The organism is Exobacillus caeni, assembly GCF_005747095.1.
In the GTDB taxonomy this organism is placed as follows: domain Bacteria; phylum Bacillota; class Bacilli; order Bacillales; family Guptibacillaceae; genus Exobacillus; species Exobacillus caeni.
In genome coordinates this window covers 75,744-102,227 of the sequence record NZ_SWLG01000011.1, presented here as the reverse complement: position 1 = coordinate 102,227, position 26,484 = coordinate 75,744, and the positions used below count along the sequence as shown (strand labels likewise).

At 41.8% G+C, this 26,484-nt stretch carries 26 protein-coding genes; 2 read left to right on the top strand and 24 right to left on the bottom strand.

Annotation, left to right across the window (positions count from 1 at the left end):
* Nucleotides 1-19 precede the first annotated feature (19 nt).
* The 5 genes from lpdA to FCL54_RS15820 form a co-directional block, all read right to left on the bottom strand.
* On the bottom strand, nucleotides 20-1,441 hold the full coding sequence (gene lpdA, locus FCL54_RS15840; RefSeq protein WP_138127710.1) for a dihydrolipoyl dehydrogenase: 1,422 nt from the start codon (nucleotides 1,439-1,441) through the stop codon (nucleotides 20-22).
* A gap of 23 nt (nucleotides 1,442-1,464) precedes the next feature.
* On the bottom strand, nucleotides 1,465-2,571 hold the full coding sequence (buk, locus tag FCL54_RS15835; protein WP_138127709.1) for a butyrate kinase: 1,107 nt from the start codon (nucleotides 2,569-2,571) through the stop codon (nucleotides 1,465-1,467).
* A gap of 16 nt (nucleotides 2,572-2,587) precedes the next feature.
* Complete coding sequence (gene bcd, locus FCL54_RS15830; RefSeq protein WP_138127708.1) at nucleotides 2,588-3,688, bottom strand: branched-chain amino acid dehydrogenase; 1,101 nt, start codon at nucleotides 3,686-3,688, stop codon at nucleotides 2,588-2,590.
* Between the two features lie 27 nt (nucleotides 3,689-3,715).
* On the bottom strand, nucleotides 3,716-4,618 hold the full coding sequence (gene yqiS / locus FCL54_RS15825) for a phosphate butyryltransferase (RefSeq protein ID WP_138127707.1): 903 nt from the start codon (nucleotides 4,616-4,618) through the stop codon (nucleotides 3,716-3,718).
* A 122-nt stretch (nucleotides 4,619-4,740) separates the two neighbouring features.
* The gene (locus FCL54_RS15820; protein ID WP_138127706.1) at nucleotides 4,741-6,807 is read right to left on the bottom strand and encodes a sigma 54-interacting transcriptional regulator; all 2,067 of its coding nucleotides are present in this window, start codon (nucleotides 6,805-6,807) and stop codon (nucleotides 4,741-4,743) included.
* A 178-nt stretch (nucleotides 6,808-6,985) separates the two neighbouring features.
* On the opposite strand from FCL54_RS15820, the gene FCL54_RS15815 reads away from it, so the two are divergent.
* Nucleotides 6,986-7,222, top strand: coding sequence for a DUF2627 domain-containing protein (locus tag FCL54_RS15815; protein ID WP_138127705.1), 237 nt, complete (start codon nucleotides 6,986-6,988; stop codon nucleotides 7,220-7,222).
* A gap of 73 nt (nucleotides 7,223-7,295) precedes the next feature.
* Here FCL54_RS15815 and spo0A read toward each other — a convergent pair whose 3' ends face one another.
* Nucleotides 7,296-8,096 (bottom strand): sporulation transcription factor Spo0A, encoded by an 801-nt coding sequence (gene spo0A, locus FCL54_RS15810; RefSeq protein ID WP_138127704.1) that lies wholly within the window; start codon nucleotides 8,094-8,096, stop codon nucleotides 7,296-7,298.
* Between the two features lie 425 nt (nucleotides 8,097-8,521).
* Between spo0A and FCL54_RS15805 the strand changes: the two genes are divergently transcribed.
* Complete coding sequence (locus tag FCL54_RS15805; RefSeq protein ID WP_138127703.1) at nucleotides 8,522-8,851, top strand: hypothetical protein; 330 nt, start codon at nucleotides 8,522-8,524, stop codon at nucleotides 8,849-8,851.
* Here the strand turns inward: FCL54_RS15805 and spoIVB are convergent.
* The 18 genes from spoIVB to spoIIIAE form a co-directional block, all read right to left on the bottom strand.
* Nucleotides 8,812-10,119 (bottom strand): SpoIVB peptidase, encoded by a 1,308-nt coding sequence (spoIVB, locus tag FCL54_RS15800; protein WP_138127702.1) that lies wholly within the window; start codon nucleotides 10,117-10,119, stop codon nucleotides 8,812-8,814. The genes FCL54_RS15805 and spoIVB overlap by 40 nt on opposite strands.
* Before the next feature lie 125 nt (nucleotides 10,120-10,244).
* Nucleotides 10,245-11,969 (bottom strand): DNA repair protein RecN, encoded by a 1,725-nt coding sequence (recN, locus tag FCL54_RS15795; protein ID WP_138127701.1) that lies wholly within the window; start codon nucleotides 11,967-11,969, stop codon nucleotides 10,245-10,247.
* Between the two features lie 41 nt (nucleotides 11,970-12,010).
* On the bottom strand, nucleotides 12,011-12,460 hold the full coding sequence (ahrC, locus tag FCL54_RS15790; RefSeq protein ID WP_138127700.1) for a transcriptional regulator AhrC/ArgR: 450 nt from the start codon (nucleotides 12,458-12,460) through the stop codon (nucleotides 12,011-12,013).
* Nucleotides 12,461-12,741: 281 nt separating this feature from the next.
* Nucleotides 12,742-13,560, bottom strand: a complete 819-nt coding sequence (locus tag FCL54_RS15785) for a TlyA family RNA methyltransferase (RefSeq protein ID WP_138127699.1) — start codon at nucleotides 13,558-13,560, stop codon at nucleotides 12,742-12,744.
* Between the two features lie 4 nt (nucleotides 13,561-13,564).
* The gene (gene dxs / locus FCL54_RS15780) at nucleotides 13,565-15,457 is read right to left on the bottom strand and encodes a 1-deoxy-D-xylulose-5-phosphate synthase (protein ID WP_138127698.1); all 1,893 of its coding nucleotides are present in this window, start codon (nucleotides 15,455-15,457) and stop codon (nucleotides 13,565-13,567) included.
* Between the two features lie 16 nt (nucleotides 15,458-15,473).
* Nucleotides 15,474-16,067, bottom strand: a complete 594-nt coding sequence (locus FCL54_RS15775; protein WP_138127697.1) for a hypothetical protein — start codon at nucleotides 16,065-16,067, stop codon at nucleotides 15,474-15,476.
* Between the two features lie 683 nt (nucleotides 16,068-16,750).
* Nucleotides 16,751-17,638 carry a polyprenyl synthetase family protein gene (locus FCL54_RS15770; protein ID WP_425467135.1) on the bottom strand — a complete coding sequence of 296 codons (888 nt, stop codon included), beginning with the start codon at nucleotides 17,636-17,638 and terminating at the stop codon, nucleotides 16,751-16,753.
* The gene (locus tag FCL54_RS15765; protein ID WP_138127696.1) at nucleotides 17,632-17,871 is read right to left on the bottom strand and encodes an exodeoxyribonuclease VII small subunit; all 240 of its coding nucleotides are present in this window, start codon (nucleotides 17,869-17,871) and stop codon (nucleotides 17,632-17,634) included. Before FCL54_RS15765 ends, FCL54_RS15770 begins: the two co-directional genes overlap by 7 nt.
* Nucleotides 17,861-19,219 carry an exodeoxyribonuclease VII large subunit gene (gene xseA / locus FCL54_RS15760; protein WP_138127695.1) on the bottom strand — a complete coding sequence of 453 codons (1,359 nt, stop codon included), beginning with the start codon at nucleotides 19,217-19,219 and terminating at the stop codon, nucleotides 17,861-17,863. Before xseA ends, FCL54_RS15765 begins: the two co-directional genes overlap by 11 nt.
* Nucleotides 19,220-19,231: 12 nt before the next feature.
* Nucleotides 19,232-20,104: a bifunctional methylenetetrahydrofolate dehydrogenase/methenyltetrahydrofolate cyclohydrolase FolD gene (folD, locus tag FCL54_RS15755; protein WP_138127694.1), complete on the bottom strand. Its 873-nt coding sequence runs from the start codon at nucleotides 20,102-20,104 to the stop codon at nucleotides 19,232-19,234.
* Between the two features lie 15 nt (nucleotides 20,105-20,119).
* A complete protein-coding gene (gene nusB, locus FCL54_RS15750) occupies nucleotides 20,120-20,506 on the bottom strand; it encodes a transcription antitermination factor NusB (RefSeq protein WP_138127693.1) in 387 nt (128 codons plus the stop codon).
* A 198-nt stretch (nucleotides 20,507-20,704) separates the two neighbouring features.
* Nucleotides 20,705-21,100: an Asp23/Gls24 family envelope stress response protein gene (locus FCL54_RS15745; protein WP_138127692.1), complete on the bottom strand. Its 396-nt coding sequence runs from the start codon at nucleotides 21,098-21,100 to the stop codon at nucleotides 20,705-20,707.
* A gap of 21 nt (nucleotides 21,101-21,121) precedes the next feature.
* Nucleotides 21,122-22,486 carry an acetyl-CoA carboxylase biotin carboxylase subunit gene (gene accC / locus FCL54_RS15740; RefSeq protein WP_138127691.1) on the bottom strand — a complete coding sequence of 455 codons (1,365 nt, stop codon included), beginning with the start codon at nucleotides 22,484-22,486 and terminating at the stop codon, nucleotides 21,122-21,124.
* 12 nt (nucleotides 22,487-22,498) lie between these two features.
* The gene (gene accB, locus FCL54_RS15735; protein ID WP_138127690.1) at nucleotides 22,499-22,999 is read right to left on the bottom strand and encodes an acetyl-CoA carboxylase biotin carboxyl carrier protein; all 501 of its coding nucleotides are present in this window, start codon (nucleotides 22,997-22,999) and stop codon (nucleotides 22,499-22,501) included.
* Between the two features lie 381 nt (nucleotides 23,000-23,380).
* Nucleotides 23,381-23,950 carry a SpoIIIAH-like family protein gene (locus FCL54_RS15730; RefSeq protein WP_138127689.1) on the bottom strand — a complete coding sequence of 190 codons (570 nt, stop codon included), beginning with the start codon at nucleotides 23,948-23,950 and terminating at the stop codon, nucleotides 23,381-23,383.
* A 4-nt stretch (nucleotides 23,951-23,954) separates the two neighbouring features.
* A complete protein-coding gene (gene spoIIIAG, locus FCL54_RS15725; RefSeq protein WP_138127688.1) occupies nucleotides 23,955-24,602 on the bottom strand; it encodes a stage III sporulation protein AG in 648 nt (215 codons plus the stop codon).
* Nucleotides 24,599-25,234 carry a stage III sporulation protein AF gene (spoIIIAF, locus tag FCL54_RS15720; RefSeq protein ID WP_138127687.1) on the bottom strand — a complete coding sequence of 212 codons (636 nt, stop codon included), beginning with the start codon at nucleotides 25,232-25,234 and terminating at the stop codon, nucleotides 24,599-24,601. The genes spoIIIAG and spoIIIAF overlap by 4 nt, the downstream gene beginning before the upstream one ends.
* Before the next feature lie 23 nt (nucleotides 25,235-25,257).
* A complete protein-coding gene (gene spoIIIAE, locus FCL54_RS15715; RefSeq protein ID WP_138127752.1) occupies nucleotides 25,258-26,466 on the bottom strand; it encodes a stage III sporulation protein AE in 1,209 nt (402 codons plus the stop codon).
* Between the last annotated feature and the right edge of the window lie 18 nt (nucleotides 26,467-26,484).

Here is a 26,484-nt window from a genome sequence, read left to right as displayed (position 1 = left end):
CCCTTAAATTACCTCGAGTTTATGAATGGATCGCTTTACCATCTACAGCAAGAGCCGCTTCGCCGATTGCTTCTGAAAGGGTCGGATGCGGATGGATCGTATGAGCGACTTCCCATGGTGTCGCATCCAATACTTTTGCCAGTCCTGCTTCAGAGATCATGTCGGTTACATGTGGGCCAATCATATGAACGCCAAGCAGATCATCCGAATCCGCATCAGCAACAAGTTTTACAAAACCATCAGATTCACCGAAAACCAGGGCTTTACCGATTGCTTTAAACAAGAACTTTCCTGTTTTTACGTTATAGCCTTTTTCTTTCGCTTCATCTTCTGTCAGTCCTACGCTTGCCATTTCAGGGCTGCTGTAGATACAGCTCGATACTTGTGTATAGTCGATCGGTGAAGGGTTCTGGTCAGCAAGGTGTTCCACCGCAGTAATCCCTTCATGTGAAGCTACATGGGCAAGCTGCATTCCGCCGATCACATCGCCGATCGCGTAAATATGGCTTTCAGCAGTCTGGTAGAATTCGTTCGTCTGGATGACTCCGTTTTCCACCTTAATGCTTGTGTTTTCCAGTCCAATATTTTTAACATTAGCTTCACGTCCTACTGAAACGAGAAGTTTATCTGCGGCAAATTCTTTGTTCTCTCCATTATGTTCCGCTTTGATCTTAACGCCGTTTCCTTTTTCAAGCGTATCGCCCATTACTTTAGCACTTGTCAGGATTTTAACACCTTTTTTCTTCATTAAGCGCTGGGCTTCCTTAGAGATTTCTTTATCTTCAGTAGGAAGGATTCTATCAGAGTACTCAAGAACGGTAACCTTAGCACCAAAGTCCGCAAGCATCGAAGCCCATTCTATTCCGATTACTCCTCCGCCTACTATAATCACAGAGTCAGGTACTTTCTCCATGTGGAGTGCTTCGTCAGAGGTGAGTACATACTCTCCATCCACATCAAGTCCCGGCAATGTCCGTGGTTTTGAACCAGTTGCAATGATTACATTTTTAGGAATAAGCATTGGATTCTCTTCACCGTTATTCATTTCAACAGATACAGTTCCAGGCATCGGAGAGAAAATAGATGGCCCTAAAATTCGTCCAAATCCTTCAAACACATCGATTTTCCCTTTTTTCATCAGGTGCTGGATGCCTTTATGAAGCTGGTCAATGATACTTTGCTTTCGTTCCTGCACTTTTTGAAAATCAAGCGCAACTTCTTTTGCCATCACACCAAACTTTTCTCCGTGTTTTGCTGTTGCAAATACTTCTGCACTTCTAAGCAATGCTTTACTCGGTATGCATCCTCTGTGCAAGCATGTTCCACCAAGCTCGGCTTTTTCAACTACTGCTACTTTTAGTCCGAGTTGAGAAGCACGAATTGCGGCAACATAACCGCCAGTGCCTCCCCCTAAAATGACGAGATCATATTCTTCAGCCATAATGATGCTCCTTTACAAATGGTTTAAATCACTTTTTCTACGATCGGGGAGTTTGGGTACTCCTTTGCATCTTCCTCATTCCTTAAGACTCGAAGACCGCCTTCAGCAAGCGCCTGCAATTCATTTTCTCCCGGATGAACGATCACATCGGCGATCCATTTAACACGTTCAGTTATTTTTTCAACGAATTCCTTGCCGTATGCCAGACCGCCGGTCAAAATTATCGCATCTACTCTCCCGGAAAGCACAGCACTGGCTGCACCTATTTCCTTTGCAACCTGGTAAGCCATCGCTTCATAAACCAATTCTGCTTTCTCGTTGCCCTCTTTGATCATCTTCTCAACTTTCACTGCATCGTTCGTCCCAAGATATCCGACAAAACCAGCTTGTCCAACTAGCTTTTTCATAATTTCATCAGCGTAGTAATGCCCCGAAAAGCACATTGATACAAGGTCCCCTACCGGTACTGTTCCTGCCCTTTCCGGTGAGAAAGGGCCTTCACCATGCAGTCCGTTATTCACATCAATAACTCTTCCGTTTTCATGGACGCCAACAGTGATTCCGCCTCCCATGTGGGTGACAATCAACCTTAGATCCTCATACCTTTGATTCAATTGTTTTGAGACCCTTCTTGCAACGGCTTTTTGGTTTAGGGCATGGAATATGCTCTTCCTTTCTATCTCTGGTACACCGGAAAGCCGAGCCACCGGCTGAAGTTCATCTACCACAACCGGGTCTACTATGAAAGAAGGGATGTTTAACTGGCTTGCGATTTCAAAAGCAATAATTCCACCAAGGTTGGAAGCATGTTCTCCTGAAAACCCATTTCTTAAATCTTCAAGCATTTGATCGTTCACGGAGTATGTTCCTCCTACGATAGGTCGCAACAACCCTCCCCGGCCAACTACCGCATCAAGCTTGGAAATATTGAAACCTTCCTGGTCAAGCGTTTCAAGTATCACGTTTTTCCGAAATTCGTATTGGTCAATAATGTTCTCATATGTGTTGATCTCTTCGCTGTTATGACGAATGGTTTTTTCAAATACGCCACGTTCATTGTCAAATATACCTATTTTCGTCGATGTCGAACCTGGATTTATGACCAGTAGACGATATTCTGAATTGGCCAAGATTCTAACCTCCAATTTATCTGTTGCGATGAGTTAAAATGTTGTGCGGATTCATTAAGAATTGGCTTCTCGAATTTTTCATTCTTTCGATACGCTCTTCAGCCATGCGATCTGCTGCTGCATAAGTCGGAATGCCGTCACGCTTTGAAATTTCGATTACTTTTTGTATATTATCGTAAATCCCTTCTACACGTTTCATCGCACGGTCACGGTTATATCCGTAAAGTTCGTCTGCTACGTTAATAACACCGCCTGCATTAATGACATAGTCAGGAGCATAAACAATACCCATTTCAGCAATCTGATCACCGTGAGTTGTTTCTTTCAGCTGGTTGTTTGCTGCTCCAGCAATAACTTTTGCTTTAATCTGCGGGATCGTGTCGTCGTTAATTACAGCTCCCAGGGCACATGGGGCAAAAATATCGCAATCAACACTATAAATTTCATCTGTATTTACAGCTTTCGCTCCAAAATCATCAACAGCGCGTTGAACAGCTTCTTTGTTAATGTCCGTAACAATCAAGGATGCTCCTTCTTCATGAAGATGTTTACACAGATTATAAGCCACGTTCCCAACACCCTGGACAGCAACAGTTTTACCTTCGAGAGAATCAGTGCCAAACGCTTCTTTCGCTGCCGCTTTCATCCCTACATATACACCGTAAGCTGTAACTGGTGAAGGGTTTCCTGAAGAACCGAATGCAGGAGAAATACCTGTAACATAATCAGTTTCTTCATGGATTAAATCCATGTCAGCTACAGTTGTACCTACATCTTCAGCTGTAATATAACGCCCGTTCAAGCCCTGGATATACCGCCCGAACGCTCGGAACATTTCTTCATTTTTATCTTTGCGAGGATCCCCGATAATAACTGTTTTTCCTCCGCCGAGGTTTAATCCTGCAGCAGCGTTCTTATAAGTCATCCCTTTTGCAAGACGCAATGCATCTTCAAAAGCCGCTTCCTCTGAATCATATGTCCACATTCTTGTTCCACCGAGTGCAGGACCAAGAGTAGTATCGTGGATAGCAATAATCGCTTTCAGACCAGATTGTTTATCCTGGCATACTACCACTTGTTCATAGTCATAGGTTTCCATGTACTTAAATAATTCCATTTTTGTTTCCTCCCTGTATCTTCCATGTTATTTTGTAGAATTTACTGCAAGTGCAATTGAATAAAGTTTGCTTTCCGCACTGTCGGCTCTCGATGTAAGCACGATCGGAGCTCTAGCTCCAGCAATTACTGCCCCAACTTTCGCACGGGCAAAATAAATTAACGATTTATATAATGCATTTCCTACTTCTATTGTTGGCACCATTAAAATATCGGCCGCTCCTGCAACATCGCTCTCTATTCCTTTATGTTCTGCAGCCTCCAGCGAGATTGCATTGTCGAGCCCAAGCGGACCATCGATCAAGCAGTTTTTAATCTGGCCCCGCTGGTTCATCTGTGTTAACGCAGCAGCATCCAACGTAGCCTGCATATCAGGATTGATTACCTCCACGGCTGCTATAGGTGCAACTTTAGGTCGCTTAATCCCGATTGAATTTGCTATTGATACTGCATTCTTTATAATTTCGGACTTTTGCTTTAAGTCCGGCGCGATATTCATTCCTGCATCAGTTACAAAAATGAGATTTTCCATATGAGGAACTTCAAAAGCAGCCACATGGGATAGAACTTTACCGGTTCGAAGACCCCATTCTTTGTTAAGAACTGCTTTTAGAATAACAGCAGTTGATACCATGCCTTTCATTAAAACATCAGCATCCCCACTATTCACCGCTTTTACTGCGCTTTCTGCAGCATCTGAAGGCGTAGAAGCATTTAGAACCTTCAGTTTATCTGTGGTAGTGGGATCCAGCCCCTTTTTTTGTAACAAATGAATGATTTCCTTTTCTTTGCCAAACAGTAAGAAGGAAGCGATTTCTTCTTGTATCGCTCGTTTTACTGCTTCTATAACCTCTTCATCTTCCGCTGCTGCAACAGCTACAATCTTATCAGGTTGTTCAGCAGCAACTTGAATCAGCCTATCTAACTTCAACTCTAACTCCTCCTTTTGCAAGGCCCACTATTTATAATGCAATATTCATGCCAACTTTCAAATCTTATGAAACCGCTTTATTTCAAGGTTAAGAGCATGCATTTTTTTTCATGCCACGCAAATTATTGCGTGCTATTATTTTCAATATTATACTTTTCCATTTTATAATAAAGATTTCTTAACGAAACACCCAACTCTTTAGCAGTCCTTGTTTTATTTCCGTTGTTTGCTTTCAATGCTTTTTGAAGTACCTGTTTTTCGAAAGACTCAACAAGTTCATTCAGTGTGGCAGACTCCAACTCATTTATTGTGATTGTTTCACCTGCTGATTTTGCATCAGTTTCAAGAGCAGGAATATGTTGAACATCCATTATCCTTTCTTGCATGTCCATATGAATCATCGCTCTTCCAAGTACATTTTCTAGTTCTCTCACATTGCCCGGCCATTCATATTGCTGTAAATAATGAACCGCATCCTCGCTCAACTGATCCACATTGCGCCCATAATCCTGATTGATTTTGTTAATCAAATGTTCAGCAAGCAATCTTATATCTTCTTTTCTATTCCGGAGCGGAGGAATCTGGATCGGCAATCTATTTAGTCGATAATATAAATCTTCCCGAAAAGTCCCCTCTCTTATTCTCTTTTCAAGATTTACATTCGTTGCTGCGATAACTCTCAATTTTATGGGAATGGGCTTTGTTCCTCCCACCCTGACGATTTCATTTTCCTGCAAGACCCGAAGCAATTTTGCCTGTGTGTTTAACGAAATTTCACCGATCTCATCAAGGAAAATGCTGCCTCCGTTCGCTTCTTCGAACAGACCTCTTTTTCCACCCTGCTTCGCTCCCGAAAATGCACCCTCTTCATAGCCAAATAATTCACTCTCAAGCAGCGATTCCGAAATCGCAGCACAATTGACCCGTACAAACTTGTTGAACTTTCTGTCACTCGCGTTGTGGATCGCATGGGCAAAAAGTTCCTTTCCTGTGCCAGACTCTCCACGTAACAAGACTGTCGCAGGAGTAGTAGCTCCTAGCTTTGCTTGTTCGACCGCAAACTTAATTTCCTCTGACTCACCGATTATATCGTCAAAAGAATACTTGGCCTCAAGGGTTCTAATGATTTGCCTCGCTCTTTTCAACTGATTGGTCAATGAATGTATTTCTGAAATATCGTGGATAACACCGACACTTCCTTTTATCATTCCGTCCACTATTACTGGAGCTACATTGACAAGAACATCCCGCTTATTCGGACCGACCTTCATCCGAACACCTCTCACGGGCTTCCGGGTTTTCAACACCCTCATGTGCATGCTTTCTCCTTCAGAAATATCTGTAGTAGCCGGTTTACCGATCACTTCTTCCTCACGCAGTCCTGTTAATCTACTGTAGGCAGGATTGATCATCAATCCACGCCCTTTTTCATCTACAACCGATATCGCTTCGTCTGATGAATGAATGATTGCTTCCAGCATGGTTTGAATACTTTTTAGATTTGTAACTTCATTTGCCATTTCTTCTATCTCAGTAATATCCTTGAAAACCGCAAAAGCCCCCACACAACGACCAGCATCATCGACCATAGGTATTCTTGTAGTGATAATTTTTTTGCCATTATCGAGCGTTTGCTCCTGATTTATTTCTGCATGACCTGATGTTATGATTCTCGGCAGCTGGCTGTTAGCGATTACTGCACCAACATTTTGACCAAGAGCAAGCTTGCGGTTAATCCCCGTCATTCGTTCTGCACTATGATTAAAGAGAGTAATTCTTTCTTCGATATCAATGGCGACCATACCATCATGAGTAGAATTTAGAATAAGATCCTGCTGATAAGATTGGCTTTGAAGTTCTTCAATCAACCCTTCTTTTTCCTCTATAAGTTTTAAAACGATATTAGCTACTGACCCGGGGATAAGAACAGTCTGCCTATCGCGATGGTCCCTTAAATTTTCAAAAACTTCTTCAATGCCAGTAGCTTCGATAATCACATCTATCTCGCTTGATAGCACACTTCTCCAGTCCTGGTATGTATCGATCTCTAGCTGTTTAGCCAACCGAATGCCGGTAGCATCTGGATTCACATCGACCACGGCTACTACTTCCATCATTTCGGTTTCTTGCAAAATTCTTAGAAGGGCAGTTCCACCCTTCCCCGCTCCTACTATCATACATTTATTCACCGGACAAACTCCTTTTATCATGCAATCATCTTCATACTTAATCATACAATTGTTTTTTCGATTTGACAATTCCTGCACAGTAAAAAGAATTTTCATATAACTTTCATTGTTAAGATTAGACAGTTACAGCAATGTTCGATAAAATAAGAGGTAGTTTACTTTGAAAGGATGCAGTTACATGCGTTTGATCGCCTTGTTAGTGGTGCTTTTACCCGGGTTATTAGGGGTTTATGGTATAAAATTAATGAGAGATGTATTATTCGGTTATCTTCAGACACCATTTCCGTCTTTATCTTTACAGTTCCTTGCCGGATTGGTCTTCTTTGCAGCAGGACTCGCTTTCGTTGGCGGCTTTATATTCTATAGAGACCGAAAAAGGAACAAATTACAAAAGAAATTCAGTAAACGCTCATAAAAACAGACACCTTGCAAAATTTGCAGGTGTCTTTTATCTGTTACTTCAGCTTTTATAAAATAAATATAATTTCTTATCGATTATACGTGTAGTTGTCCTGGCTATGTTCGATACGAAGCTTGTCAGCTACCATTGCGATGAACTCGGAGTTAGTTGGCTTGGCTTTAGACATGCTTACTGTATATCCGAACAGATTGGAGATCGATTCGATATTCCCTCTGCTCCATGCAACTTCAATAGCATGGCGGATCGCTCTTTCTACACGAGAAGAGGTTGTGTTAAACTTTTTCGCGATATCAGGATAGAGCACTTTTGTAATCGAGCCAAGTAATTCAATATCATTATAAACCATTGTGATCGCTTCTCTTAAGTACATATAGCCTTTGATATGAGCAGGAACTCCAATTTCATGGATGATACTTGTAATACTTGCATCAAGATTTTTAGGCCTCGATTCTTTGACATGGCGCTTAAACGTTGGGGTAGATTTTGTAAAAGCCTGTTTTTTTCCACTGACCTGGCGAATATGGCTCGCTAAGTTTTCCATATCGAACGGTTTCAGAATAAAATAAGACGCTCCAAGGTCCACAGCTTTCTTTGTAACATCTTCCTGGCCAAAGGCAGTTAGCATTATCACATTGCATGAAATACTTTCAGCGCGAAGTCTTTCCAATACCGCAAGGCCATCTAAGTGAGGCATTATAATATCTAAAACGAGCACATCTGGAACCTGTTCATCCAAAAGGGCTAAACATTCCTGGCCGTTATAAGCAGTACCGATTACCTCCATGTCATCCTGGTGAGAAATATATTCCTCAATTAAGCTAACTAGTTCGCGATTGTCATCCGCCAAGCACACTTTAATCTTCTGCACGATTATGTCTCTCCTTCCAACTATTTCTTGCTTATTGTATAAAATTCAACAGGTATTCCAAAAACCCTTTAAATTTTCTAAATAAGAATAAAAAAATCTTCTTTTCTTTATCTCCCTTTTATTTTCTTCATTTTTCGAGGTCATTTGTCGTTTGACAGGAGTTCATTTGTGTTTTTGTCGAATTTTCTTCATTTTTGATATTAGATTAATTATAGCATATCCTTACTGTTCATCATCAGCTTTTTTATTTTAAAAGGCTAAAAGATTGTTGTTATTGCACAAAAGCGATAAACTGCGACGTAAGTTACTACTGACCGCTACGGAAATACACTACGCTTTCCGCGGGCTCGCGCTGAGCCTCCTCGCTCGCAAAGGAAACTCACTGCGGGGTCTCAACGTCTTCGCTGTCCCGCAGGAGTCTACGTGTGTTTCCTTCGCTAAGCTGTGCTTTGATGTTCAACATCTTTGAAAAACGTCAATTGATTGGAGCAGAGGGCAGTCGACTCCTGCGGGAAAAGCAACAGCTGAAGATCCCGCAGGAAGCGGTTTTTGCTGACGAGGAAGCTGAAGCGTTGCCCGCGGAAAGCGAACTGCCCGGAGTGGAAATCAATGCTGTAATTGCGTCGCAGTTCATCTCTACTGTGAAGCTTATTAAGCAACAAAGTGTGCGAAAAGAGCTTTTAAAAAAACAGAAAAAAAGCGAACAGGAGCATTTTCAGCTCGCCGCCCGCTTTCCATTGCGATCTTCTTCATAAATATTAATGCCAGCTTCTTGCAGCATCCACTCTATATGAACACCGTACCCTGAGGTAGGATCATTTACGAAAACGTGTGTAACTGCCCCGATTACTTTTCCGTCTTGAATAATTGGGCTCCCGCTCATTCCCTGCACAATTCCTCCTGTTGTTTTTAACAGCTCAGGATCTGTCACTTTAATGACCATCCCTTTGGTTGCAGGAAACTTTTGTGGTATAGAGCTTACGATTTCAATGTCATACGCCTTTACTTTACTTCCTTTTACTACAGTTAAGATTTTCGCAGGTCCTTCTTTGACCTGGTGGGATAAGGCTATCGGCATTGGTTTATTATATATTTCGTTATCTATATCTTCATTCATCTTTCCGAAAATACCAAACGGACTGTTGCGAGTAATTGTTCCGAGTGTCTTATCCTCGTTAGAGAAACGAGCTAGCTTTTCTCCAGGTTTTCCATTGCTGCCTTTCTCGATAGAAGTAACAGAAGAACCGAAGATCTCTCCGTGGTGGACGACAATAGGTTTTTTCGTATCCATATCCGAAATGACATGGCCCAGCGCTCCGTATTTTTTGGTTTCAGGGTGATAAAATGTTAATGTACCTACCCCTGCTGCCGAGTCGCGGATATATAAACCGATACGATATGATTTGTCGTTACTATCTTTTACCGGAGTAAGCTTTTTCCTCAACACTTCTTTTTCCCTTATTATCGTGACTTCTAATGAACTTCCATCTGAACCGGCTTCTTTAATAATAGGACCAACATCATCCATATTTTTAATTGGTTTCCCGTTTATTTTGGTTATAATATCACCTACATGGATATCTGCGGTTTCTCCCGGAGATTTATCACCACTCTGGGTTTGGACTAAGTGATGTCCAACAACGAGAACGCCCAGTGTGTTTAACTTAACGCCTATAGATTGGCCGCCCGGGATCACTTTAAAATCGGGCAGAACTTTAACATCTACATTTTTTACAGGAAGAGCGCCAAGCGACAACAGCATTTCTGCCTCACCGCTCTTTTCTGCAGTCACGTCAACCGCACGCTTTTCCTTGTCTCTGTCGATCGAAATGACGCTATTTGCCATAGAACTGGCAACTGCACTTCCAGGAAAGTAGTTGTTTATTGACTTTTTCTCTCCTTCAAACAATGTTAACTGCTGTGGCATCGATAACATTGTTTGAATCGGTTTATTAAAACCGACAATAACCAGAAAACCAAGGAGAACTATTCCAATTATTTGTCTTATCATATCAAATTTCAATCCTTCACTCTCCTCGCTCTTACCCACACCTCCAACATGGCTGTATCTATAATCTTGCCTTAGAAAATCGTTATTATAACTAAGAAAAAAGAAAAAGCTATCCTTAGATGGATAGCTTTTCAATTTCAGGATTTAATCTCTTCGGCAAGGTCGAGCAATTCCCTGGCATGCTGCCTCGTGAGGCTTGTCATTTCAGCTCCTGAAATCATTCTTCCAAGTTCTTCTGTTTTTTCCTCAAGCGATAATTGAATTACATTTGTTTTTGTTCTTCCCTGCCCCGTTTCTTCTTTAGAAATATAAAGGTGAGTATCAGACATAGCAGCTACCTGTGGCAGATGGGTAATGACTAGAACCTGCGAATCAACCGACAGTCCATAAATCTTTTCTGCCATCGCCTGCGCTACACGGCCGCTAACTCCTGTATCTACTTCATCAAAAATGATGGACGTTATTCCCTGGTGCCTGGAGAAAATGGATTTTAAAGCAAGCATAATCCTCGAAAGTTCTCCTCCAGAAGCAACTTTTGAAAGTTCTTTTAGCGGTTCCCCAGGATTTGTAGAAATTTTAAACGATACTTTATCAATCCCATCATCGTGAAAAGAAATCGGAAAGCCTTCGATCTCAGGGCTTTTCCCGGGCTTTCCCTCATAATAAGAAAAACCGATGGAAAACTTTGTCTTTTCCATGTAAAGCTCTTGTAATTCATAATGGATTGCCTCAGTTAAATCAGAAGCAACTTTTTTTCTTAATCTCGATAGGTTTTTGGCTTCAACTAATAAATCAGCGGACAATTCCTTTAATTCTTTCTCTAGAGAAGAAATTCGACCTTCACGGTTGGTTATCGTATCCAATTCATCCTCTATAGATGCTGCATATTCCAAAATTTCTTGTACGCTGCTTCCATATTTTCTTTTTAATAAATGAATTTCGCTAAGTCTTTCTTCGATCATATCCAGACGATTAGGATCAAACTCAAGCTGGCTCTGGAAATTACTGATTTTAAATGCAGCTTCCTCCAGCAAATAAAACTGGTTGGCCACTAGATCATAAATTTCCTTTAACTCTTCGTCAAGATCGGATACATTCTCGAGCTGAGCCATCGCAAGTCCGACCCAGTCTAGTCCACGGTTTTCGCCATAAAGGGAATTATAGCTGTCATTTAAAGAAGTAAAGAGCTTTTCATAGTTCGACAACCGCAGTTTCTCATCCATTAACTCTTCATCTTCATTAGGATGTAGATCTGCTGTCTGGATCTCCTCGAGTTGATATTGAATTAAATCAAGGCGTTGTGCCATCTTTTGTTCATTTTCAGATAAATCTTTTATTTGTTTCTCAACTTTTTTATACCTTGCATAAATTGCACGGTATTCCGTAAGAGCGGATTTGATTGATCGTTCACCAAAATGATCCAGCAGCTGTAAATGCTTTTCTTCCTGCATCAAATCTTGATGTTCATGCTGGCCGTGAATATCGATCAAGTTCTGTCCAATTTCCCTTAGGATGCCCAGTGTTACAAGCTTTCCATTAATTCGGCAAGCGCTCTTTCCGGAACTCGAAATATCACGGCGTAAAATAACCATACCATCATTAATTTCGATTCCTAGCTCTTCGAGTTTTTGTATGCAAGGATGCGCCGGCTCTATATGGAAAAGTCCTTCAATTTCTGCCTTTTTCGTTCCGTATCGAACATATTCCGAGGATCCACGCCCCCCGACTAAGAGGCCTATCGCATCGATGATAATGGATTTTCCCGCTCCGGTTTCCCCGGTGAGAACAGTTAACCCTTTTTCAAACGACAATGAAATTTCTTCGATGATTGCAAAATTACGTATTGATAATTCTGCTAACATTTAACCACACCTTATCCTGTAATTCCTAAAAATATTTAAACTTATAGCATATCTAAAAAACGCTGCGAAATTACCGGGGAGAATTCTCTATTCCTGCAAATGATTAAAATAGTATCATCACCGCTAATATTGCCTAACACTTCGTTCCAATCTAAATTATCAATCAAAGCACCGATTGCATTGGCGTTTCCTGGAAGTGTCTTCATAACGATCAAGTGGTCCGTATAGTCAATGCTTACAAACGCATCTGTTAAGGCGCGTTTTAATTTTTGGAGAGGATTAAAACGCTGATCAGCCGGTAAGCTATATTTATATCGCCCATCCATCGTTGGCACCTTAACAAGGTGAAGCTCTTTTATGTCTCTGGAAACCGTTGCCTGCGTTACGTTGAATCCTGCTTCTTTCAAGGAATACACTAATTCATCTTGCGTCTCAATATCATAATTGGCAATTAGCTCCCTTATCTTTATATGACGCTGCCCTTTATTCATTTTTGGCCCCCTTGCCGTATGTCAAACATTCATTTCTATTTTTATTATAAACAATTTGTATATTTTTGTATATCTATACAGTCTTATACTGTCTAATTTTGTTTAATAATCCTAAAAATATGCTGTTAGTCAACAAATCCAATTGGTTTTTGTGTCACAATCCTAGCATAAAGCATCACGGTGAACAACGTTTTTTGACTGATTTGTTGCAAAGCACCATTTGTTCATGTACAGATAATTTCGCCAAAACAAAAAGGATACATGTATATGTATCCCACTGATTATCCTTTAAAGTTTTCGTGTGCGTTCTGAACTACTTCCTCAACATTGATCGAATCAGTTTCTGTTGTTTCATCTTCGCCATCCCACTGGAGATAAAGTAAAAATTCGATATTTCCTTCCCCGCCAGTGATAGGCGAAAAAGATAAGCTTTTCACTTTATAACTTTGTTTTTTTGCAAACTCAACCATCTCCTCGAGAACCCTTCTGTGGATCCTGGGATCTTTAACAATCCCTTTCTTTCCCACATCTTCTTTCCCCGCTTCAAACTGAGGTTTTACTAGAGCAACCACTTCCCCTTTAGAAGCTAGAACTGTTTTCAAAACAGGGAGAATAAGTCGAAGCGAAATAAAAGAAACATCAATGGTAGCGAAATCAGGCTGATCCTGCTTTAAATCTTCGGATGTCACATAGCGAAAATTCGTCCGTTCCATGACTACAACCCTTGGGTCCTGCCGAAGCTTCCATGCCAGCTGATTATACCCAACATCAACTGCATAGACTAGTTTTGCTCCGTTTTGTAGAGCGCAATCCGTAAAACCGCCTGTTGAAGAGCCGATATCAATCACCGTTCTGTCTTCGAGGTTTAACTCAAATTCAGATATAGCCTTTTCTAATTTTAGACCGCCTCTTCCAACATAGCGAAGTGTTTCCCCTTTTATGTGTAGATCTGAATCTATTTCTATCTTAGTGCCCGGCTTGTCTATACGTTCGTGTAATGTATAGACTTGTCCGGCCATAATAGCCCGTTTGGCTTTTTCTCTCGTGTCGATTAATCCTCTTTGTACTAAGAGAACATCCGCTCGTTCTTTTTTTGCCATTTGATCATGCCCTTTGTCGTTTAGCTGGAACCATTGTTTTCACCTTTTGAACAACATCCTCAACTGTTAATCCTATTTCTCGAAGAAGCTCATTGACACTGCCATGTTCAATAAACTCATCCGGAATACCCAGCCGGTTCACCACAGCTCCCTGGTTTCCTGATTCCTGCATATATTCCAATACTGCACTGCCAAAGCCGCCCTGCAGTGTCGATTCTTCCACGGTCAGGATAGGAATATTCTTAGAAGCAAGGTCGGATAACATCTCTTCATCAAGAGGCTTTATAAACCGAGAATTTATTACTTTAACAGAGATACCATCTCGCTCTAAAACCTCTGCTGCTTTTTCCATTTCTTTTAACAAAGGACCAAAAGAAAGGATGGCAGCATCCGTTCCGTCTTTAACAACTTCCCATTTTCCGATTGGAATTGCTTTCAACTGTTCTTCCATTTGGACACCGTAGCCGTTTCCTCTTGGATATCGGACAGCTATTGGCCCTCCATTATATTGATGGGCGGTATAAACCATATGCTGAAGTTCATTTTCATCTTTTCCCATCATAATCACCATATTGGGAAGACTCCTCAAAAACGCGACATCAAACACGCCTTGATGCGTTTCACCATCAGCTCCTACCAATCCAGCCCTGTCAATCGCGATAAAAACATTCAGATTTTGGCGGCAAATATCATGCACAACCTGATCATATGCACGTTGTAAAAATGTTGAATAGATGGAAAGTACCGGCTTCATATCCTGAGTCGCAAGTCCTGCCGCCATTGTGGCAGCATGCTGTTCTGCAATTCCCACATCAAACAGGCGATCCGGAAATTCCTCGCCAAAAGCCTCCCATTTTGAACCCACTGTCATTGCTGGCGTGATTACCGCGATGCGATTATCTTTTTCTGCAAGCTTCCGTACTGTTTCACTAACCACCTTGCTATATCCAGGAGCAGCCGATTTAGGCTTTAAAGACTCCCCGGATTCAATTTTATAAGGACCGGGGCCATGCCAGGTTCCTACCAGATCATTTTCTGCAGGATGGTATCCTTTACCTTTTTTTGTAATAACATGGACAAGGACAGGGCCTTTTGTTTTCTTTGCATACTTTATGTTATCTGCCAGGTCTTCAAAATCGTGCCCGTCAACTGGTCCTAAATACGTAAAGCCGAGTTCTTCAAAAAAGATTCCAGAAACAAGCATATATTTCAACGCGTCTTTTACACGCTCTGCGGTTGAAGCGAGTTTACCACCAAAAGCAGGTATTTTCTTTAGCAAATACTCAAGTTCATCTTTTGCTTTATGGTATTTTCCGGCCGTTCTTAATCGCCCGAGGACGTTATGCAACGCTCCTACATTTGGAGCTATGCTCATTTCATTATCATTTAAAATAACAGTAATATCCTTTTGCTCATGGCCGATATGGTTTAAGGCTTCAAGCGCCATCCCTCCGGTTAAAGCTCCATCCCCTATAATCGGAACGATCTTCTCATCGGTTCCTTTCATATCGCGTGCAGCAGCCATTCCCATTGCCGCAGACAGAGAAGTGGAACTGTGGCCAGTTTCCCAAACATCATGTTCACTTTCACATCTTTTTGGAAAACCACAGAGTCCTTTATACTGCCGCAGGCTTTCGAATTGCCCTGCACGTCCTGTTAAAATTTTATGGACGTACGCCTGGTGTCCGACATCCCAGATCAATTTATCTTTAGGACTGTCAAAATACTTATGCAATGCAAGTGTAAGCTCTACCACACCAAGATTCGGCCCAAGATGGCCGCCAGTTGCAGATAGTTTTTCAATCAAAAATTCTCGAACCTCTGCCGCAAGTGCGGTAAGTTCGTCATTATTGCAATCCTTTAAAAAACCGGGGTCTTTAATCTGCTCTAGATCCACGGGAACTTCCTCCCCTTCATTTCGATTTCCGTTTTTTCTTAGAGGTTGTAATCTTTATTTTAAACGTTTGTTCAACAAAATAAAGCAAACGGCCGACTTGATAAATTATACCAGTTGAAAAGTGGATCGCAAAACTCTTTCCCAGGGCTTTCCCTCCAACAGTCAGAGCTGCTACAACACTGGTAAACATAATAGACACAACATTTTGAAATATGGAACCATCTCCATGCCCAAATTGGATACTCAGCTGAAACACAACTGCCGCTGCAGCTGTGCCACTGACGATACCAGAAATATCTCCGATTACGTCGTTGCAAAAACTCGCTACTCGATCTGCATTACGCACGATGAAAATTGCCTGCTTCGCTCCGTTTAAACGCTCTGAAGCCATCGCATGGAACGGCGTCTCATCAGCCGCAGTAGATGCTACTCCTACGATATCAAAAACAACGCCAACAAGGACAATGGCAAAAACGATTAGCATGCCGATTGCCCAGGAAACGCCGCTTAACATCGCGGTTGATATAATTGAAAAAATAGCCGCTAACACTAATGTGATAACGGCAATAGCTAAACTCCAATTTATGGATTTAATGGTCGAACTTTTCATATATTCTCCTTGCTTTAATCACTAACATTATGTACGAGAGTGGTCGCCTAAAGAGTAAAGACTGCGGCTTAGGTCCAGTAGGTTTTCCCAGAGGGATACCCGAATGTCGCCATTCCGGCGGTTTCCCTTTACATCCCTCTTAGCGTTGTCGCCAACAGCTAGACTGGATTACCACTTAGTCCGCACTATAATCCCCTTTAAGCGTCTTACGGAACAGTCTAGGAGTTTTCCTCAGCAATCCTGAGCATTCCCTAGCCTCTTTTGCAGAGTAGATTTCATACAGGTGGAAGGAAAAGAGCGGCTGGCCATGCTGCTTTTTTCCCAGAATCTATAATCCCCTCTACTCCACTCAAGGCAGGCTACGCTGTCCACAGTCAATTCTTGCTGCCAGACAGGTTCATACCCCATTTCATACTGTTAAGCTTTCGCCTCACACTACAATAATGGGCCTCCGCGGAAGCAGGGTCAACGCCCACATGCCTTTGTGGATCGCCCTGCGACCTTAACTCCCAGCATTGACCCAAGCCTGGGCGGCTCAAGCCAACACAAGGAACTTCATCGATGTGCCCTTTGGCGGATTTTTAGGCCCGCCTTCAGGAATGACGGATCGACTAGAATACTGCACCACTCTTGAATGTATAATAACTATATCATATTTTGGGGTAATTCTCAAATACGGAGTATTAATGATCTCTTTTTATAATAAAATCAGCGATTGCTTTTAGCTGTGTATCTTCCACTCCAGCTGATTTCAGTTCATTAACAGCTTCGTTAACATGAAAATCAAGCTTCCTCTTTGCTCCTTCCATCGTTAGCAGCTGAGGATAAGTGCTTTTTTTATTTGATTGATCGCTTCCAGGCAGTTTTCCCAATTTTTCCTGGTCGCCTTCCACATCAAGAATATCATCCCTTATTTGAAAGGCAAGGCCAAGATGGGAAGCGAACTGCTTTAGATGATCTAGCTGGGTGTCAGTTGCATTTGCCAACAATGCTCCAGCAATTATGGAATAAACTAACAGCTTGCCCGTTTTATGATGGTGAATATATTCCAGCTCTTCCAGGCTTAACGTTTTATCTTCCCCTTCTAGATCAGCAGCCTGTCCGCCTACCATCCCTTCAGGCCCAGCAGCTTTAGCAAGCAAAGCGATCAGTTCGGCTTTTTTGTCTACTGGAATCGATTCACTCTCAGCGACGATCTGAAAGCTGTAGGTTAACAGCGCATCCCCGGCTAATATAGCCATCGCTTCCCCGTAAACCCTGTGGTTCGTTGGCTTGCCTCTTCTTAGGTCGTCATTATCCATTGCAGGTAAATCATCGTGCACGAGCGAATACGTGTGGATCATTTCAATTGCACACGCGACCGGGATTCCGTTTTCAGATCCAGCACCGAGAGCTTCCATCGTCGCAAGAAGCATAACCGGCCTTAATCGCTTTCCACCTGCGGTTAGCGAATATAGCATTGACTCTTTTAAGACGTCCGGTACCGCCAAACCTTTTACATAGGAATGCAATTTTGTTTCGATCAAACTTTTCTTCTGCTCCAAAAAAACAGAGAATTCCTGGCTCACGATTCATCCTCCTGAATTGCAAATGGTTTTAGTTCTCCATCCTCCCCCAGGATTTGGTCCATCTTCCCTTCGATCGACTGTAGTTTTTCATGGCATAAATTCGAAAGATTCATCCCATCCTGAAAAAGGGAAATCGCTTTTTCCAAAGGAACGTTTCCTTCTTCTAAAGAATCAACGATTTCCTCTAATTTTTCCATCGCTTCTTCAAAACTTAATTCTTTCTTTTTATCTTCCATTTCTTTCACTCTCCTCGATTCCCCATACCTGGCAATCAATAGTACCGTCTTGAACCTGTAACTTAACTGCATCACCCGGTGATACTTGTTTAACAGATTTAACCAACGTATCTTCATTCACATAAGCAAGATTATATCCTCTTTCCATTACCTTTAAAGGGCTTAAAGCGTTCAGTTTTGCCAGGGACTGATGAAAGGCAAACTGTTTTTCTTTCAGAACTTTTCCCATTTCTTTTGTGAGCGAGCCAGTAAGGTCGGAATGTTTTTCCAGTGCTTCCTGGAGCTTTTTTTGAGGGTGGTTCCGCTGCAAATCCTTTGTGGCTTGTATCCACTTTTCGTTTTTTTGGACATACAGTCGGGCCAGTTCTCGCTTGAACCGCTCAGTAAGTTGGTCCAGTTCCTGTTCTTTCTGCCGGATAAGCTGCTGCGGATAACGGAAAGCATAAGACTTTTGCAAAGTAGACAAGCGTTCCCGTTCATTACGAAGTCTTTCTTTAGAAACTCTAAGCAACCGGTGCTTTCTTTGCACAAGCCGGTCATACAGTTCCTTTAGGCTCGGAACTGCAAGTTCAGCAGCTCCGGTTGGAGTCGGAGCTCTAAGGTCTGCAACAAAATCTGCAATCGTAAAATCCGTTTCATGGCCGACAGCAGAAATAACCGGAATCTGGGACAGATGGATGCTCCTTGCCACTATTTCTTCATTAAACGCCCATAACTCCTCGATCGATCCGCCACCGCGCCCAACAATAAGAACATCATAGCCACCAGTTTCATTTGCTCTATGAATCGCTTTTGCAATGGAGGGTGCAGCATTTCCTCCCTGTACCAATACAGGAAACACCGTAACCCGGGCAACAGGGAACCTTCGCTTTACCGTTGTTATGATGTCTCTGACCGCAGCTCCGGTTGGAGAAGTAACAACAGCTATTTCCCTCGGGAAGGCTGGGATGGACTTTTTCAAAGCATCTTCAAACAGACCCTCTAGTTCAAGCTTTTTTTTCAGTTGTTCATAGGCAAGATAGAGGTTACCTATACCGTCTGGCTGCATCTCTTTTGCATAAAGCTGGTAAGATCCATGGGGTTCGTAAACGGAAACTTCTCCTCTGATCAGCACCTTCATCCCGCTTTCGGGACGGAATTTTAAGAAGCGGTTATTGCCTGCAAACATGACGGATTGGATTCTGGAACATTCATCCTTTAACGTAAAATACATATGGCCGCGGCTGTGGACTTTAAAATTAGAAAGTTCCCCACGTATCCACACATTTTGGAGTCTATCATCCGTTTCAAGCTTTCGTTTAATATGTCGTGTTAATGCAGTAACCGTTATGTAGCGGTTCTGGTCCATATGTAAAACTCCTTAATAAATTGATGCCTGATTTTCTTTTAATGTATTTTTGGCTGACTTTACTGTGTTATGCAGCAACATTGTAATGGTCATCGGCCCAACTCCGCCAGGCACAGGCGTGATATATGAAGCAATTTCCTTCACTTCTTCAAAATCAACATCGCCGCAAAGTTTTCCATTATCCAGACGGTTTATACCGACATCAAGCACAACCGCTCCATTTTTTACATATTCAGCCCCGATCATATTCGCTCTTCCAACCGCAACGATCAGAATATCCGCCTGTTTAGCAATCTCTTTCATGTTGGCTGTCCTGGAATGGCAGTACGTGACAGTAGCATTTTCACGCAAAAATAATTGTCCTGCCGGTTTACCTACAATATTGCTTCTGCCGATGACTACCACATGTTTGCCTTCGATCGGTATCCCTTTGGACTTTACCATCTCAAGTACCCCGAGTGGTGTACATGGTACAAAGCCATCTTCACCTATCATTAATTTCCCGGCGTTGATCGGGTGGAAGCCGTCTACATCTTTTTCCGGAATAATACGATGGATAACAGCTTTCTCAGAAATATGCTCAGGTAAAGGCAATTGAACTAGAATCCCATGAATCGCGTTATTTTCATTTAACTCATCGATTTTTTCCAACAGTTCTTGCTGTGAAACCGAGTCGTCCATACGATAGACTTCAGAATGCATCCCTGCTTTTTCACAGGCTTTTGCTTTTGAATTCACGTAAGTCTGTGAAGCTGGATCCTCACCAATAAGAATGACAGCTAATCCAGGCTTGACTCCTTTTTCCTTCAGCTCTGCAACTTCATGTTTTATTTGCTCTCTTTTTTCCTTTGCAAGTTCTTTGCCCAATATTAGTTCAGCAGCCATATGAACTCCTCCTCATTATTTCTCTTTAATGATCCGTGACAACACGCCGTTTACAAAACGCCCTGATTCCTCTCCTCCAAATGATTTTGCCAACTCTATCGCCTCATTCATCGTTACTTTAACAGGAATTTCCTCCATATAGTCCATTTCATACACAGCCATTCTAAGAATCGCACGGTCTACATTGCCAATCCTGCTAAAATCCCAGTTTTCAAGGTGCTCTTTAATATTGGAATCGATTTGATCAAGATGGCTAACTGTTCCATGAACGAGTGCATTCAAAAAATCGTCCGAGGGCTGTTCCTCTAAAACATTTTGAATAGCCTCATCAGGCTCTGTGCCAGAAACTCCAACCTGGAACAAAGATTGGACCGCTTTTTCTCTTGCAATTCTTCTTTTCATAATTAATCTCCTTTATACTCCTATGTTAGCTCTACCCTATGATAATAGCATAAACCCCTTTAAGAAAACAGTTAAGGGATGTTTCATACCCGAACGCATAGAGGATCTTTTTATTTATTATTTACGGATCACTCCCGGTTTCATGCCCCTAACAAAATATAAAAAGCAAAGGGCTTGATCCACCCTTTGCTTTTATGATCATTCGTTATCCTCATCTTCCTGCTTGTCAAATGTGATTCCGACTACATGGATGTTAATTGCACTTACATCAAGTGCCGTCATTGTTAATAGAGCCTGGCGCACGTTATCCTGAATTTGTGTTCCTGTTTCAGGGATGGAAAGACCATATGTGACTACCACATAGATATCAAGGGTTATCCCTTCTTCCCCCAGTTCCACTTTAACGCCCTTGCCGTGGTTCTTCCGTCCGAGCCGCTCGGCGACGCCAGAGGCAAAGTTTCCTCTCATTGCGGCTACTCCATCTACTTCAGAAGCAGCAATGCTTCCGATCACTTCGATCACTTCAGGTGAAATCTCAACTTTTCCAAGTCCAGTCTCATGCTCTTCCATTTCAAAAGATTGCATTTCATTCATGCAAAACACCTCCAACAGGGATTATGAAGACTTGTCGGTCAAATCGTATATCTCTAAAAATTTTGTATTGAAGTCCCCGCTCACAAACTTTTCATGATCCAATAATCTCATATGGAAAGGTATTGTAGTCTTAACTCCTTTTCCTTCGACTACAAACTCACTTAGTGCTCTTTTCATTCGAGCGATCGCTTCGTCTCTTGTTTCACCATAAGTGATCAACTTTGCGACCATGGAATCATAGAAAGGCAGGATATCATAGCCTGGATAAACTGCAGAATCGACCCTCACACCTAATCCGCCTGGAGGAAGATACATTTCTACATGGCCTGGAGAAGGCATAAACTTTTTATCGGGATCTTCAGCGTTTATTCGGCATTCTATTGCCCAGCCGTTAAACGTGATGTCTTCTTGTTTGTAAGCAAGCTTCTCTCCTCCGGCTACCTTTATCTGCTCTTTGATCAGATCGATTCCAGTGACCATTTCAGTAACCGGGTGTTCAACCTGGATTCGAGTATTCATTTCCATAAAATAGAACTTCCCTGTGTTTTCGTAGATAAACTCCACTGTTCCTGCACCGGAGTAGTTTACGGCTTCAGCGGCCTTTACGGCAGCTTCTCCCATTTTGGCACGTGTTTCTTCGTCGATTGCAGGAGACGGTGTTTCTTCCAGAAGCTTTTGAAGCCTTCTCTGGATTGAGCAGTCACGTTCTCCAAGATGTATAGTGTTGCCATAGTTATCTGCGAGAACCTGGATTTCCACATGGCGGAAATCTTCAATATACTTCTCGATATAGACTCCAGGATTTCCAAAAGCTGTCGCAGCTTCCTGCTGGGTGATATTGATCCCTTTGACAAGATCTTTTTCATCCCTTGCGATCCGGATTCCTTTTCCGCCACCGCCTGCAGTCGCTTTAATAATAACCGGGTAACCCATTTCATTCGCAAGTTCAATCGCCTCATCAGTATCCTTGATTACACCTTCTGAACCAGGAACGATTGGAACCCCCGCCTCTTTCATTGTCGATCTTGCGACATCTTTTGTTCCCATCTTGTTGATAGCCTCTGCACTCGGTCCCACAAAAATAACATTGCATTCATTGCAGATCTCAGCAAAATCTGCATTTTCTGCCAGGAATCCATATCCTGGATGGATTGCATCCACACCTGTTAAAGTGGCCACACTCATAATGTTTGTAAAGTTTAAATAACTGTCTTTCGAAGCGGTAGGTCCGATGCAGTATGCTTCATCTGCCATTCTTACATGAAGCGCTTCTTTATCCGCCTGGGAATATACGGCGACAGTTTCAATTCCCATTTCCTTACATGCTCGAATAATCCGTACGGCAATTTCTCCTCTGTTTGCAATTAATAATTTTTTTATATTCATAATAATCACCCGTTACTTAACAAGAAATAGAGGTTGGTCATATTCCACCAATTGTCCATCTTCAACGAGGATTTCAACGATTTCCCCTTTAACTTCTGCTTCGATTTCATTAAATAGCTTCATCGCTTCAATAATACATACGATCGACTCTTCATCTACACTATCGCCTTTTTTCACGTAATTATCTGCATCTGGTGAAGGCTTGGCATAAAAAGTTCCAACCATCGGAGATTTAATCTTATGTAAAGATTCATCGGTTTCCTTCTCCTGAACTTCTTCTTTTTGAGCAGGTGCGGCTGTCGCAGTTTCTTTCGATTGCTCAGCTGGAGCTGGTGCAGAAGCTACTTCGACCGGTCTTGTTTCTACCTGCTGTTGAACAGGGGCCGCCTGAACTGTTTGTATTTCATTTTTCTTTAAAGATACTACAGAACCTTCATGTTCGTATTTAAATTCATCAATGCTTGATTGGTCGATAAGTTTGATTAATTCTCTAATTTCTTGAATCTTTAACACTTCTTCCACTCCCTACTAATATTTTTTAGCAAAAACCATCTTAAAGTTGTCCTGAAACCGGAGCCTATAACAGAATTGGTGGCCAAATGTAACATTATGCATCATTATACCATATATTATTTCCTAGTGACCCTCTGTCCCATTCCTGTTATATAAGACCGACACAAATTAGCATCAGGTCATAAACACTCCTATCATATCATACTAAAAAAACTTTTTGCACGCACGAAAAGACACTGTTATCGTATAACACTGCAGTAAAAATCGAAAACGTTTTCTTCTGTTTATTCGAATTAAAGGAAAGAAAGATGGGGGATTTTTTAGAAATGCTTAAAAATAATAAAAAAAGAAAAGCCAAAGGCATTGGCCTTTAGCTTTCACTTACTTTTTTGTTGGCTGGTATTGAACGGAAACTAGCTTTGCATCTCCGAGCTGTTCTTTCGCCATCACCATCAACTGGTTCGCTTCCTTGTTCGAAAGCTGGTCCGCTTTTACAATGACTTTAATTTTATTATCATCGATAGTATATACAAGTGCGTCTGAATAGCCCTCAGATCGAATCAAGTTTTCAAGTACCTGCTCTTTTCTTGATAGCTCTTGCAACTTTTGCACTTGTAGATGGGCGTTGTTCCTTAAGTCAAGTGAGGCATCACTTGCGATAACAGCTGTATAATCAGCTATTTTGGCCGAGCGCTCATCTTCAATCGATAATCTTGTTGCAGCAAAATACTCATCGCTCGAAATACTTGATGTTACGGTTCCTTCTTCAGCAGCATTTGTCTCTGCAGCTTTTTGGGCATTTTCCTGTCCGGTTGTTTTTGCCCCCTGTTCAGAAGATTCCTGGTATGCGAGATTATCGTCTTTTTCTGGTGCGGTGATATAATAAACTGATAATACAATAATTAAACTTAACATTGTTAATAACCAGACTGTCTGTTTTTTTAAGACCATTCGTTTATTCCCCCTTTGATTTTTTCGGCATTACGGCTACCCGGTGATATGGTACATCCAGAACCCTGGTCACAGCATCGACGATCATTTTTTTTATTTGAATATTTTCTGCCCCCTTTGCGACAACAAGAACTCCTCTTACCCGAGGTTTTTCGGTGGTCAGAACGATAGGCTCTTGTTTGTTCCCATCCTGGATAATCACTGCTTCTTCTTCTGAAACTTCTTCTTCTATTTTTCGATTGCCACCCTGTTTGTCAGATTCATGCGTATATTTTTTATTAGTGCTTCGATTCTTTTCAATTATCTTTTGAGGAGAGGTTTCAAGGTTTACGACGACATTCACATCTGAAACACCCGTTATCAAATCAAGGGCTTCTTTCAATTCGTTTTCATAACGGTTTTCATAGTCAACAATGGAAGAAGGGGAAGATTTGTTATCACCGAATGCCGGTTCACTACCTTCTTCATTTGCAGGTTGCATGTTGCTCGAAACAGGTTCTGCCGGCTCAGGAGAACTCATCATATTGCTTACGATCATCAGCATGGCTCCGATCGCCACTACCATAACGATATATTGTTTGGGAAACCCTTTTTTCTTCTTGCCTGGCGGAAACAGCTTTTCAAGATACTTTGTAAATTCATCCTGCTTCATGGTGAAATAGAATCCCCTCCTTCCGATTGAAGATCAATTTGATTTGGATATACTCCCCACTTATCTGCTAAAAAATAGGTGATAGTATTGGTTTTGTTATGTTTGACTTGCTCGTTTTGTTTTTTTGAAAGGTCGATTTTAACTTCTTTTACAACCGGAACCGTTTTGTCTTCTCCAGATTGCCCGGACTCATCAAGAACAACGGTTATTTTTTCTATCTTCTCCGCTTCTTGTGAAGTTTCGGCACCGGAGGACAGCTCCACATCCATCGCTTTTATTTCCAGGCCATATTTCTTCCTCAACTCCTCTTCTACTTGATTTTCCATTTGGACAGCCATTTGTTCTAAAATATATGCACGATTGGAGGCTTGTATTTCACTTTTCTTATTTTCTATCGAATTTTCTAATGTTTTTGACGGAACTAACTGGTCAAAATGAACCGAGCGCAGCATCTGATCGAAATCCTTAGAAAAAATAGATAAGACCGGAGTTATGATCACAGCAATTAGCATCAATCCGATAACCATTTTCACATAGCGTTCCAGGCTAGAATTCGGCAACAACAACTCAAGGATCGTAGCGATTAAAATCAAGAGAATAATATTTGCAATCCAGTCTGATATCGCTCCCAATCCCCCCCCTCCCTTCTAACGCGTTAACGAATCATCAACGAGATATTTCCAGCGGCAATAATGATCGTAATCGCGAGAAAAAACATCAGCGACACAATAGCAAGTGCTGCAAAAATAAACATGACGCTTTTAGAAATGACACTTAAGGATTCAATCATCGGACCTCCCCCAAGCGGTTGAAGGACCGCAGCTGCTATATTATAGATAAGTGCAAGGGCCAGGACTTTTATGGCAGGAAAGATGCAAATCAATAACAAGATTCCCACTCCTGCTATACCTACCGTATTTTTAAGCAATACCGAGGCGCTAAGCACCGTGTCCGTTGCATCGGTAAACATTCTTCCTATAATAGGAATAAAGTTTCCTGTAACAAACTTTGCAGTTCTTATCGTGATGCCGTCCGCAACTGCTGTTGAGGCTCCCTGAACGGATATAACCCCGAGAAAGACTGTGAAGAAGACCCCCAGGGTACCAACAGCAATGTTTCGTAACAGTTGGGACAGCCTGGTCACCTTATAATGTTCGGTAAGCGTGCTAACGATCGCCAGAACGGCTGACAAAAACAACAAAGGAAGGACAAAATGCTGAATTAATATGCCGCCTGTGTTAACTAAAAAGATAATGACAGGATGAAAAAAGGCAACAGAAGCAAATCCGCCAACTGAGGCAATGAGCGCCAGAAGCAATGGCATCAGGGCTATCAAAAAACCGGTCATGGTTTGTATAGCATGTTCGGTATATTCAATGGCTACATGGAAGCTGTTCAAGGCAAGGATGACGAGAACCATGTATGTGATCGCATATGCGACTTTACTAACCGCCTTATGTTCAAACGCATTTTGCATGTTTTGTAACAAAATGGCGAATACGGTTAAGATAATGATCGTTCCAAGAAGTTTTCCATGGACTAAAAGTTCATGAAACAAAAATTTCACCAGCCCAACCAACCATTCTGTTAATGAAAAACTTTTTTCTCCACTTACAAAGTCCATGAAACTGCCCTTTTGGCTTTCTGGTAAAAAGCCTCCATAGTTTGTCTGGATCGCATCCCAGTAAGCTTTAATTTCATCAAGGCCAAGATTTGATAGCTGCTTGTCTACGAGTTGTTCATGTATTGGAACCTGGTTGGGCTCTTCATCGATCCCCTCAGCTTGTACAAAGTCATTGAAAAAAAAAGGAAAAACACAAAATAAAAACAGGACTAAAAGAATAAAAACCGGTTTTCGTTTCACCACACATCTAATCCCTTC